The organism is Pseudomonas sp. AC172, from assembly GCF_979258595.1.
Genome location: NZ_OZ409868.1, coordinates 6,158,522 through 6,171,267 on the forward strand (window position 1 = coordinate 6,158,522; position 12,746 = coordinate 6,171,267).

Below are 12,746 nucleotides of genomic sequence, written 5' to 3' on the forward strand. Positions count from 1 at the left end.
GGGAGCTAGGCAGAACCTGCGACTGCGACGGTCATGAACGGCTTATCCACAGGTTGCTCCACAGTTATTGTGTGCAAGCCGAAACGCCGGGTATAAGCAATGTGGTGCTTTCTTCTAATGGTGCTAAACGTCGCTAACTGATTGTTTATGTTTGAATTTTACGTTTCGTCGGGTGAATTGAACGAAAAGTGAACAAACCGCGCAAAGCCACGTGACAAAAGGGTTACAGCGGAATGTACTCAGGTTATCCACAGTCGGGTGCACAGCAGATGTGGGCAAGTCTGTTGAATAAGGAAAACGGGGGATGCCCTAAAAGATCGCAGCCTTCGGCAGCTCCTGCAGGGTGAGCGCATTTCAAGTGTAGGAGCTGCGGAACGCTGCGATCTTTTGATCTTGCTTCACCGCTGCAACAAAATCCGTCCACGGCTCAAATCAGCTAACTGCGTTTGCAAGACATCGATCTGCGCTTCGCCCACCGCCAACTTCAACTCAACGCCATTAGCGGTAAAGTTTTCTTCAACGACCAATCCACCCAGATCCGCCACCCGCAACTTCACCAACGCCAACTCGGCAAACCCGCAAGCACAACTCAACGGCACCCTACTGATCAACTCAACCTTGGCCGCCGTCTGCAAACACTTGTTCGCGCCACCGCCATACGCCCGGGCCAAACCGCCCGTGCCCAATTGAATGCCGCCGTACCAACGAATCACCAACACCGCGACCTGATCGCAATGCTGCGCTTCAATCGCCGCCAGAATCGGCCGACCCGCCGTGCCGCCCGGTTCGCCGTCATCATTGCTACGGTATTGATCGCCGAGTTTCCACGCCCAGCAATTGTGCGAGGCGTTGAGATCGCTGTGTTGTTCGAAAAAAGCCTGCGCCTCGGCAGGGCTGCCGATCGGCGTGGCGAAAGTGATAAAGCGGCTTTTGCGAATTTCTTCGCGGTACTCGCAAAAACCGCTGAGGGTGAAAGGCATAAACGTCTTATAGAGGAGGAGTGAGGCCGCAGCCTTTGAGAATGATACGGATCAGGTTGTTGCCAGCGTCTTCCATATCCTGCTTGGTCAACTTGCTGCGACCGCTGACGCGGCAGATCTGCGTGGCGAAGTCGGCATAGTGCTGAGTGCTGCCCCACAACAGAAAGATCAGATGCACCGGATCGACCGGGTCCATTTTGCCCGCGTCGATCCACGCCTGAAACACTGCCGCGCGGCCGGTGAACCAGGCGCGGTAATCCTGATTGAAATATTCGCTGAGGCATTCGCCGCCGCTGATCACTTCCATCGCAAAGATCCGCGAGGCCTGCGGCTGACGACGGGAGAATTCCATTTTTGCGCGGATGTAACGGGTCAGCGCTTCGGCAGGATCGTCCTCGGCCGTTAGCGTGTTGAAGGTGCTGTCCCACAGCTCGATGATGTTGCTCAGCACGGCCACGTACAAACCGAGTTTGTTGGTGAAGTAGTAATGCAGGTTGGCCTTGGGCAACCCGGCATTCTGCGCGATGGTGTTCATGCTGGTGCCTTTGTACCCGTGACGGGCGAACTCGTCTTCGGCGGCTTTGAGGATGGTCTCTTCGTTCTTCTGACGAATGCGGCTGGCGGGTTTGCCGCCGTGGGCTGGGACTTCAAAGGTCATAGGCACTTCCGGGTTTGTCTGTGGGTGCAACCAGTTGCGTTGATAGCGCACCCACAGGCATCCGACAAGTCCTTGCGCGATAAAACCGTTACGCCTGTTCGATCTTGTTCAGCGGCGCGGGTACTTCAGCTGCCTCGGTTTTCGACTCCGGCAGCAATAGGCACAGGATGATCGCGGTCAGACCGCCGCTGGTGATCGCCGAGTCGAACAGGTTCTGCACCAGTTTCGGCAGCAGGTGCAGCAGGTTCGGTTGCGCGGCGATACCCAGGCCCACGCCGAACGAGGTGGCGATGATCAACATGCTGCGCCGATCCAGCGGCGATTGCGCGAGGATGCGCACGCCGGCAGCGGCCACCGCGCCGAACATCACCAGGGTTGCGCCGCCGAGTACCGGTTTCGGAATCTGTTGCAGCACCGCGCCGATCATCGGGAACATGCCGAGACAAAACAGGATTGCACCGATGTATAAGCCAACGTAGCGGCTGGCGACGCCGGTCAACTGGATCACGCCGTTGTTCTGCGCAAACGTGGTGTTGGGGAAAGCGCTGAAGGTTGCGGCGATCATGCAGCTCACGCCATCACCGAGCACGCCACCGCGCAGGCGGCTGATATAAGAAGGGCCGCTGATGGGCTGGCGGGCGAGCATGCAGTTGGCGGTCAGGTCGCCGACGGTTTCGATGGTGCTGATCAGATAAATCAGCGCGACCGGCAGGAAAGCCGTCCAGTCAAAGCTGAATCCGAACTTGAACGGTGTAGGAAAACTCACCAGCGGCAAGTCAGGCAATGGTTGCGGCACCAGTTTCCCACTGAACCACGCGGCCAGACTGCCCAGCACCAAACCGATGATGATCGCCGACAGACGCACCCACGGCGTATTTGAGCGGTTGAGCAGAATGATCGTCAGCAGCACAAACACGCCCAGTGCCAGATTGCCCGGCGCACCGAAGTCCGGCGCATTGAAACCACCGCCCAGATCGGTGATGCCAACTTTGATCAGACTGATGCCGATCAGAGTGATAACGATCCCTGTCACCAGCGGCGTAACGACTCGACGCAATTGACCGATGAAACGACTGAGGACGATCTGCACGATCGCGCCGAAAAAGCACACACCGAAAATCATCGCCAGAATGTCTTCCGGGCTACCGCCACGTTGTTTGACCAGAAACCCCGCCGACAGCACCGCACCGAGAAAGGCGAAACTGGTGCCCTGCAAACAGATCATCCCCGCACCAATCCCGAACGGCCGCCGCGCCTGAATAAAGGTGCCGACGCCCGAAACCATCAAGGCCATGCTGATCAGGTAGGGCAAATGCGCGGTCAGCCCGAGGGCCGAGCCGATCACCAATGGCGGGGTGATGATGCCGACAAAACTGGCGAGCACGTGTTGCAGCGCCGCGAGGGTTGCGGCGAGTGGTTTGGGGCGGTCGTTGAGGCCGTAGATCAGGTCGCTGGACGGTGCGGAATCTGGCTGCATGGCTTAGGGCTTCTTGTTGAAGGATCGGGGTTGATCCTGCTTTGCAAAAAGCTGTCCACTTGCTCAAGTTATTTTTTGAATTTGTCGCCAAGGCCCAACGCTGGCGGGCTTCTGAAGATTTTCAACGCGTCGCCGCCAAACTCTCCAGAAAGCTCTCCAGCACCAAATGAGGGCGGCGCCCCTTGCGCGTGACCGATGCGAGGCTCAGGTCGTAGAAACGTGTTTGCGATTTCAGCGCACGCAAGCGACCTTGCTGCACCCAGAGGCTGGCGTAGTGATCCGGCAGATAACCGATGTAGCGCCCGGTCAAAATCAAAAACGCCATGCCTTCCCGGTCAGAAGCACTGGCCGTGCAATTGAGCGCCTGGTAATGCGCCTGAATATCCGCTGGCAAACGAAAGGTCGGCGCAATCGCGTCCTGACTGTTCAGACGTTCGTCATCGAGCTGTTTGTCATCGACATAAAACAACGGATGACCCACCGCGCAATAAAGCAGCGAACGCTCGCTGTACAGCGGCTGATATTCCAGTCCCGACAACGCACTGGCCTGCGGCACCACGCCGACATGCAGACGCCCATCGAGCACGCCTTGCTCGACTTCATTCGGCGCAATCATGCGGATCTGAATCTGCACATCCGGGCCGCGCTCCTTCAACTGGGCGAGGGCGTGGGTGATGCGCATGTGGGGGAGGGTGACGAGGTTGTCGGTCAGGCCAATGATCAGTTCGCCACGCAAATGCTGGTGCAGGCCGTTGACCTCGGTGCGGAAGCTTTCCAGCGCGCTCAGTAGTTGAAGCGCCGACTGATACACCTCGCGACCTTCCTCGGTCAGCGAGAACCCCGCGCGACCCCGCTGACACAAGCGCAAACCGAGTCGCTGCTCGAGATCGCTCATCTGCTGACTGATTGCCGAGCGCCCAATGCCGAGCACGGTTTCCGCTGCCGAAAAGCCGCCGCACTCCACCACGCTGCGAAAAATCCGCAGCAAGCGGATATCAAAGTCACTGACCTGGGCCAGCGGATCGGGGCGGCGGCTGCTCATCTTATTGTTCTCATTGTTTAGCAAAGTTCTAACTGAAGGTTAGAAGAGTTGAATTTCACCGACTTTATCCGCGTGGCAATTTAGCTGCAACAACGCTTTTTATCTCCCTGACGCTTATGCCCTGCGAGGTTTTGCCCGATGAACATGCCTGAAAACGCGCCGTCGCCACTGGCCAGCCAACTGAAGCTGGACGCGCACTGGATGCCGTACACCGCCAACCGCAACTTCCAGCGCGACCCGCGCTTGATCGTTGGCGCCGAAGGCAGCTGGCTGATAGACGACAAGGGCCGCCGGGTATATGACTCGTTGTCCGGTCTGTGGACGTGCGGCGCCGGCCACACTCGCAAGGAAATTCAGGAAGCCGTCTCCAAACAGTTGGGCACCCTCGATTACTCGCCGGGTTTCCAGTACGGTCATCCGCTGTCGTTCCAGCTGGCCGAGAAGATCACCGAGCTGACCCCGGGCAACCTCAACCACGTGTTCTTCACTGACTCGGGTTCCGAGTGCGCCGACACCGCGGTGAAAATGGTGCGTGCCTACTGGCGCTTGAAAGGTCAGGCGACCAAAACCAAAATGATCGGTCGTGCCCGTGGCTACCACGGTGTGAACATTGCCGGCACCAGTCTTGGCGGCGTCAACGGCAACCGCAAGCTGTTCGGTCAATCGATGATGGACGTCGATCACCTGCCGCACACGCTGCTGGCGAGCAACGCATTTTCCCGTGGCATGCCGGAGCAGGGTGGTATTGCACTGGCCGATGAGCTGCTGAAGCTTATCGAATTGCACGATGCCTCGAACATCGCCGCCGTATTCGTAGAGCCTATGGCCGGTTCCGCCGGCGTGCTGGTGCCACCGCAGGGTTACCTGAAACGCCTGCGCGAGATCTGCGACCAGCACAGCATTCTATTGGTCTTCGACGAAGTGATCACCGGTTTCGGCCGCACCGGCAATATGTTCGGCGCTGACACTTTTGGCGTGACCCCGGACCTGATGTGCATCGCCAAGCAAGTCACCAACGGCGCGATCCCGATGGGCGCGGTGATTGCCAGCTCCGAGATCTACCAGACGTTCATGAACCAGCCGACGCCGGAATACGCCGTGGAATTCCCGCACGGCTACACCTACTCGGCACACCCGGTGGCTTGCGCCGCAGGTCTTGCAGCACTCGACCTGCTGCAAAAGGAAAACCTGGTGCAGAGCGTTGCAGAAGTCGCTCCGCATTTTGAAAATGCACTGCACGGGCTGAAAGGTTCGAAGAACGTTATCGACATCCGTAACTTCGGCCTGGCCGGTGCCATCCAGATTGCCGGTCGTGACGGCGACGCCATTGTGCGTCCTTTCGAAGCGGGTATGGCCCTGTGGAAAGCCGGGTTCTACGTGCGCTTCGGCGGCGACACCCTGCAGTTCGGCCCAACCTTCAACAGCAAGCCGCAAGACCTCGATCGCCTGTTCGACGCGGTCGGCGAAGTGCTGAACAAGCTCGACTGATTTTTCTTCTATATAGCTATGCAAATAGCAGGCGCCTCTTGCGGGCGCCTGCGCACAAGAATTCAGGAGTTTTCGATGAGCGTTATCCCGCATTTGATCAATGGCGAACTGGTGACCGAGAACGGTCGCGCGGTAGATGTGTTCAACCCGTCCACCGGTCAGGCGATCCACAAGCTGCCACTGGCCAGCCAGGCAACCATCCAGAAAGCCATCGATGCCGCCAAGGCTGCGTTCCCGGCCTGGCGCAACACGCCGCCGGCCAAACGCGCCCAGGTGATGTTCCGCTTCAAGCAACTGCTGGAGCAGAACGAAGCACGCATCTCGCAATTGATCAGTGAAGAACACGGCAAGACTCTGGAAGACGCCGCCGGTGAATTGAAGCGCGGTATCGAGAACGTCGAGTTCGCCTGCGCCGCGCCAGAAATCCTCAAGGGCGAGTACAGCCGCAACGTCGGCCCGAACATCGACGCATGGTCGGACTTCCAGCCACTGGGCATTGTGGCCGGTATCACCCCGTTCAACTTCCCGGCCATGGTGCCGCTGTGGATGTACCCGCTGGCGATCGTCTGCGGCAACTGCTTTATCCTCAAGCCGTCCGAGCGCGATCCAAGCTCCACTCTGCTGATCGCCCAGCTGCTGCTGGAAGCCGGTCTGCCGAAAGGCGTGATGAGCGTGGTTCACGGTGACAAGACTGCAGTAGACGCGCTGATCGAAGCGCCGGAAGTCAAAGCGCTGAGCTTCGTTGGTTCGACGCCGATTGCTGAATACATCTACGCCGAAGGCACCAAGCGCGGCAAACGCGTTCAGGCACTGGGCGGCGCGAAGAACCACGCGGTGCTGATGCCGGATGCCGATCTGGATAACGCGGTCAGCGCACTGATGGGCGCGGCTTACGGTTCGTGCGGCGAGCGCTGCATGGCGATCTCGGTTGCTGTGTGTGTGGGTGACCAGGTCGCGGATGCGCTGGTGGCGAAACTGGTTCCACAGATCAAGGCGCTGAAAATCGGTGCCGGCACTTCGTGCGGTCTGGACATGGGCCCACTGGTAACCGGTCAGGCGCGCGACAAAGTCAGCGGTTACGTGGATGACGGCGTGGCGGCGGGCGCGACCCTGGTGGTCGACGGTCGCGGTTTCAGCGTGGCCGGTCATGAAGAAGGCTTCTTTCTCGGTGGCTGCCTGTTCGACAACGTCACCCCGGAGATGCGCATCTATAAAGAAGAGATATTCGGCCCGGTACTGTGCATCGTTCGCGTGAACAGTCTGGAAGAGGCAATGCAGTTGATCAACGATCACGAATACGGCAACGGCACCTGCATCTTCACCCGTGACGGTGAAGCGGCGCGTCTGTTCTGCGATGAGATCGAAGTCGGCATGGTTGGCGTCAACGTGCCGCTGCCGGTGCCGGTGGCTTATCACAGTTTCGGCGGCTGGAAGCGTTCGCTGTTTGGCGACCTGCACGCTTATGGTCCGGATGGTGTGCGCTTCTATACACGTCGCAAGGCAATCACCCAGCGCTGGCCGCAACGTGCGAGCCATGAGGCTTCGCAGTTCGCCTTCCCTAGCTTGTAAGTAGAAGGGCAATGCAATGAAGGCCGACCCCTCGGGGTCGGCCTTCGTGTTTTCGGGGTTTTTTGACCGATGTGACAGATTTATGAAAATAGGTGTTGACGGCAGATCTCAGGTGTCTATAATTCGCCCCACTTCCGGCGCAGTCTAAACGGAAAACTCCTTGAGATTCAAAGAGTTATGTGGGTTTCGGCAGCAGGTTGCTTCAGTTCATCGAAGCCAAAAGGAAGTTGAAAAAGAGGTGTTGACAGCAGCGTGTAACGCTGTAGAATTCGCCTCCCGCTGACGAGAGATCGGAAGCGCAAGTGGTTGAAGTTGTTGAAGAATTCTTCGAAAACTTCTGAAAATAATCACTTGACAGCAAATGAGGCTGCTGTAGAATGCGCGCCTCGGTTGAGACGAAAGATCTTAACCAACCGCTCTTTAACAACTGAATCAAGCAATTCGTGTGGGTGCTTGTGGAGTTAGACTGATAGTCAACAAGATTATCAGCATCACAAGTTACTCCGCGAGAAATCAAAGATGTAACCAACGATTGCTGAGCCAAGTTTAGGGTTTCTTAAAAACCCAAAGATGTTTGAACTGAAGAGTTTGATCATGGCTCAGATTGAACGCTGGCGGCAGGCCTAACACATGCAAGTCGAGCGGATGAGAGGAGCTTGCTCCTGGATTCAGCGGCGGACGGGTGAGTAATGCCTAGGAATCTGCCTGGTAGTGGGGGACAACGTTTCGAAAGGAACGCTAATACCGCATACGTCCTACGGGAGAAAGCAGGGGACCTTCGGGCCTTGCGCTATCAGATGAGCCTAGGTCGGATTAGCTAGTTGGTGAGGTAATGGCTCACCAAGGCGACGATCCGTAACTGGTCTGAGAGGATGATCAGTCACACTGGAACTGAGACACGGTCCAGACTCCTACGGGAGGCAGCAGTGGGGAATATTGGACAATGGGCGAAAGCCTGATCCAGCCATGCCGCGTGTGTGAAGAAGGTCTTCGGATTGTAAAGCACTTTAAGTTGGGAGGAAGGGCAGTAACTTAATACGTTGCTGTTTTGACGTTACCGACAGAATAAGCACCGGCTAACTCTGTGCCAGCAGCCGCGGTAATACAGAGGGTGCAAGCGTTAATCGGAATTACTGGGCGTAAAGCGCGCGTAGGTGGTTCGTTAAGTTGGATGTGAAATCCCCGGGCTCAACCTGGGAACTGCATTCAAAACTGTCGAGCTAGAGTATGGTAGAGGGTGGTGGAATTTCCTGTGTAGCGGTGAAATGCGTAGATATAGGAAGGAACACCAGTGGCGAAGGCGACCACCTGGACTGATACTGACACTGAGGTGCGAAAGCGTGGGGAGCAAACAGGATTAGATACCCTGGTAGTCCACGCCGTAAACGATGTCAACTAGCCGTTGGGAGCCTTGAGCTCTTAGTGGCGCAGCTAACGCATTAAGTTGACCGCCTGGGGAGTACGGCCGCAAGGTTAAAACTCAAATGAATTGACGGGGGCCCGCACAAGCGGTGGAGCATGTGGTTTAATTCGAAGCAACGCGAAGAACCTTACCAGGCCTTGACATCCAATGAACTTTCCAGAGATGGATTGGTGCCTTCGGGAGCATTGAGACAGGTGCTGCATGGCTGTCGTCAGCTCGTGTCGTGAGATGTTGGGTTAAGTCCCGTAACGAGCGCAACCCTTGTCCTTAGTTACCAGCACGTTATGGTGGGCACTCTAAGGAGACTGCCGGTGACAAACCGGAGGAAGGTGGGGATGACGTCAAGTCATCATGGCCCTTACGGCCTGGGCTACACACGTGCTACAATGGTCGGTACAAAGGGTTGCCAAGCCGCGAGGTGGAGCTAATCCCATAAAACCGATCGTAGTCCGGATCGCAGTCTGCAACTCGACTGCGTGAAGTCGGAATCGCTAGTAATCGTGAATCAGAATGTCACGGTGAATACGTTCCCGGGCCTTGTACACACCGCCCGTCACACCATGGGAGTGGGTTGCACCAGAAGTAGCTAGTCTAACCTTCGGGAGGACGGTTACCACGGTGTGATTCATGACTGGGGTGAAGTCGTAACAAGGTAGCCGTAGGGGAACCTGCGGCTGGATCACCTCCTTAATCGACGACATCAGCTGCTCCATAAGTTCCCACACGAATTGCTTGATTCATTGAAGAAGACGAAAGAAGCAGCCCGAAATTGGGTCTGTAGCTCAGTTGGTTAGAGCGCACCCCTGATAAGGGTGAGGTCGGCAGTTCGAATCTGCCCAGACCCACCAATTTTGTGTGGGAAACGCCTGTAGAAATACGGGGCCATAGCTCAGCTGGGAGAGCGCCTGCCTTGCACGCAGGAGGTCAACGGTTCGATCCCGTTTGGCTCCACCACTACTGCTTCTCTTGTATAAAGCTTAGAAATGAGCATTCCATCGTGGTGATGGTGAATGTTGATTTCTAGTCTTTGACTAGTTCGTTCTTTAAAAATTTGGGTATGTGATAGAAAGATAGACTGAACGTTACTTTCACTGGTAACGGATCAGGCTAAGGTAAAATTTGTGAGTTCTCTTAGTTGAGAAATTCGAATTTTCGGCGAATGTCGTCTTCACAGTATAACCAGATTGCTTGGGGTTATATGGTCAAGTGAAGAAGCGCATACGGTGGATGCCTTGGCAGTCAGAGGCGATGAAAGACGTGGTAGCCTGCGAAAAGCTTCGGGGAGTCGGCAAACAGACTTTGATCCGGAGATGTCTGAATGGGGGAACCCAGCCATCATAAGATGGTTATCTTGTACTGAATACATAGGTGCAAGAGGCGAACCAGGGGAACTGAAACATCTAAGTACCCTGAGGAAAAGAAATCAACCGAGATTCCCTTAGTAGTGGCGAGCGAACGGGGACTAGCCCTTAAGTGGCTTTGAGATTAGCGGAACGCTCTGGAAAGTGCGGCCATAGTGGGTGATAGCCCTGTACGCGAAAATCTCTTAGTCATGAAATCGAGTAGGACGGAGCACGAGAAACTTTGTCTGAATATGGGGGGACCATCCTCCAAGGCTAAATACTACTGACTGACCGATAGTGAACTAGTACCGTGAGGGAAAGGCGAAAAGAACCCCGGAGAGGGGAGTGAAATAGATCCTGAAACCGTATGCGTACAAGCAGTGGGAGCAGACTTTGTTCTGTGACTGCGTACCTTTTGTATAATGGGTCAGCGACTTATTTTCAGTGGCGAGCTTAACCGAATAGGGGAGGCGTAGCGAAAGCGAGTCTTAATAGGGCGTCTAGTCGCTGGGAATAGACCCGAAACCGGGCGATCTATCCATGGGCAGGTTGAAGGTTGGGTAACACTAACTGGAGGACCGAACCGACTACCGTTGAAAAGTTAGCGGATGACCTGTGGATCGGAGTGAAAGGCTAATCAAGCTCGGAGATAGCTGGTTCTCCTCGAAAGCTATTTAGGTAGCGCCTCATGTATCACTGTAGGGGGTAGAGCACTGTTTCGGCTAGGGGGTCATCCCGACTTACCAAACCGATGCAAACTCCGAATACCTACAAGTGCCGAGCATGGGAGACACACGGCGGGTGCTAACGTCCGTCGTGAAAAGGGAAACAACCCAGACCGTCAGCTAAGGTCCCAAAGTTATGGTTAAGTGGGAAACGATGTGGGAAGGCTTAGACAGCTAGGAGGTTGGCTTAGAAGCAGCCACCCTTTAAAGAAAGCGTAATAGCTCACTAGTCGAGTCGGCCTGCGCGGAAGATGTAACGGGGCTCAAACCATACACCGAAGCTACGGGTATCATCTTCGGATGATGCGGTAGAGGAGCGTTCTGTAAGCCTGTGAAGGTGAGTTGAGAAGCTTGCTGGAGGTATCAGAAGTGCGAATGCTGACATGAGTAACGACAATGGGTGTGAAAAACACCCACGCCGAAAGACCAAGGTTTCCTGCGCAACGTTAATCGACGCAGGGTTAGTCGGTCCCTAAGGCGAGGCTGAAAAGCGTAGTCGATGGAAAACAGGTTAATATTCCTGTACTTCTGGTTATTGCGATGGAGGGACGGAGAAGGCTAGGCCAGCTTGGCGTTGGTTGTCCAAGTTTAAGGTGGTAGGCTGAGATCTTAGGTAAATCCGGGATCTTAAGGCCGAGAGCTGATGACGAGTGTTCTTTTAGAACACGAAGTGGTTGATGCCATGCTTCCAAGAAAAGCTTCTAAGCTTCAGGTAACCAGGAACCGTACCCCAAACCGACACAGGTGGTTGGGTAGAGAATACCAAGGCGCTTGAGAGAACTCGGGTGAAGGAACTAGGCAAAATGGCACCGTAACTTCGGGAGAAGGTGCGCCGGTGAGGGTGAAGGACTTGCTCCGTAAGCTCATGCCGGTCGAAGATACCAGGCCGCTGCGACTGTTTATTAAAAACACAGCACTCTGCAAACACGAAAGTGGACGTATAGGGTGTGACGCCTGCCCGGTGCCGGAAGGTTAATTGATGGGGTTAGCTAACGCGAAGCTCTTGATCGAAGCCCCGGTAAACGGCGGCCGTAACTATAACGGTCCTAAGGTAGCGAAATTCCTTGTCGGGTAAGTTCCGACCTGCACGAATGGCGTAACGATGGCGGCGCTGTCTCCACCCGAGACTCAGTGAAATTGAAATCGCTGTGAAGATGCAGTGTATCCGCGGCTAGACGGAAAGACCCCGTGAACCTTTACTATAGCTTTGCACTGGACTTTGAATTTGCTTGTGTAGGATAGGTGGGAGGCTTTGAAGCGTGGACGCCAGTTCGCGTGGAGCCATCCTTGAAATACCACCCTGGCAACTTTGAGGTTCTAACTCAGGTCCGTTATCCGGATCGAGGACAGTGTATGGTGGGTAGTTTGACTGGGGCGGTCTCCTCCTAAAGAGTAACGGAGGAGTACGAAGGTGCGCTCAGACCGGTCGGAAATCGGTCGTAGAGTATAAAGGCAAAAGCGCGCTTGACTGCGAGACAGACACGTCGAGCAGGTACGAAAGTAGGTCTTAGTGATCCGGTGGTTCTGTATGGAAGGGCCATCGCTCAACGGATAAAAGGTACTCCGGGGATAACAGGCTGATACCGCCCAAGAGTTCATATCGACGGCGGTGTTTGGCACCTCGATGTCGGCTCATCACATCCTGGGGCTGAAGCCGGTCCCAAGGGTATGGCTGTTCGCCATTTAAAGTGGTACGCGAGCTGGGTTTAGAACGTCGTGAGACAGTTCGGTCCCTATCTGCCGTGGACGTTTGAGATTTGAGAGGGGCTGCTCCTAGTACGAGAGGACCGGAGTGGACGAACCTCTGGTGTTCCGGTTGTCACGCCAGTGGCATTGCCGGGTAGCTATGTTCGGGAAAGATAACCGCTGAAAGCATCTAAGCGGGAAACTTGCCTCAAGATGAGATCTCACTGGAACCTTGAGTTCCCTGAAGGGCCGTCGAAGACTACGACGTTGATAGGTTGGGTGTGTAAGCGCTGTGAGGCGTTGAGCTAACCAATACTAATTGCCCGTGAGGCTTGACCATATAACACCCAAGCAA

At 55.5% G+C, this 12,746-nt stretch carries 6 protein-coding genes, 2 tRNA genes and 2 rRNA genes; 6 read left to right on the forward strand and 4 right to left on the reverse strand.

The window, feature by feature from the left end:
- Positions 1-398: 398 nt before the first annotated feature.
- From ACZ0A4_RS27710 to ACZ0A4_RS27725, 4 genes are all read right to left on the reverse strand, one after another.
- Positions 399-980 (reverse strand): IMPACT family protein, encoded by a 582-nt coding sequence (locus ACZ0A4_RS27710; protein WP_463577134.1) that lies wholly within the window; start codon positions 978-980, stop codon positions 399-401.
- Between the two features lie 7 nt (positions 981-987).
- On the reverse strand, positions 988-1,638 hold the full coding sequence (locus tag ACZ0A4_RS27715; RefSeq protein ID WP_038360732.1) for a TetR/AcrR family transcriptional regulator: 651 nt from the start codon (positions 1,636-1,638) through the stop codon (positions 988-990).
- 88 nt (positions 1,639-1,726) lie between these two features.
- A complete protein-coding gene (locus ACZ0A4_RS27720; protein ID WP_463577136.1) occupies positions 1,727-3,115 on the reverse strand; it encodes a uracil-xanthine permease family protein in 1,389 nt (462 codons plus the stop codon).
- 121 nt (positions 3,116-3,236) lie between these two features.
- Entirely contained in the window at positions 3,237-4,157 is a 921-nt protein-coding gene (locus ACZ0A4_RS27725; RefSeq protein WP_064387741.1) for a LysR family transcriptional regulator, read from the reverse strand.
- Positions 4,158-4,295: 138 nt separating this feature from the next.
- Here ACZ0A4_RS27725 and aptA point away from each other — a divergent pair, with 138 nt between their 5' ends.
- The 6 genes from aptA (at position 4,296) to ACZ0A4_RS27755 (ending at position 12,731) form a co-directional block, all read left to right on the forward strand.
- Positions 4,296-5,645, forward strand: coding sequence for an omega-aminotransferase AptA (aptA, locus tag ACZ0A4_RS27730; RefSeq protein WP_463577138.1), 1,350 nt, complete (start codon positions 4,296-4,298; stop codon positions 5,643-5,645).
- A gap of 75 nt (positions 5,646-5,720) precedes the next feature.
- Positions 5,721-7,214 carry a CoA-acylating methylmalonate-semialdehyde dehydrogenase gene (locus tag ACZ0A4_RS27735; RefSeq protein WP_064118435.1) on the forward strand — a complete coding sequence of 498 codons (1,494 nt, stop codon included), beginning with the start codon at positions 5,721-5,723 and terminating at the stop codon, positions 7,212-7,214.
- 576 nt (positions 7,215-7,790) lie between these two features.
- Positions 7,791-9,327 (forward strand): 16S ribosomal RNA (locus ACZ0A4_RS27740).
- A gap of 81 nt (positions 9,328-9,408) precedes the next feature.
- Positions 9,409-9,485, forward strand: a tRNA-Ile gene (locus tag ACZ0A4_RS27745).
- Positions 9,486-9,515: 30 nt separating this feature from the next.
- Positions 9,516-9,591 (forward strand) — tRNA-Ala (locus ACZ0A4_RS27750).
- Positions 9,592-9,837: 246 nt separating this feature from the next.
- Positions 9,838-12,731 (forward strand): 23S ribosomal RNA (locus ACZ0A4_RS27755).
- The 16S and 23S rRNA genes sit together here with 2 tRNA genes alongside, the layout of an rRNA operon.
- Positions 12,732-12,746: the final 15 nt, after the last annotated feature.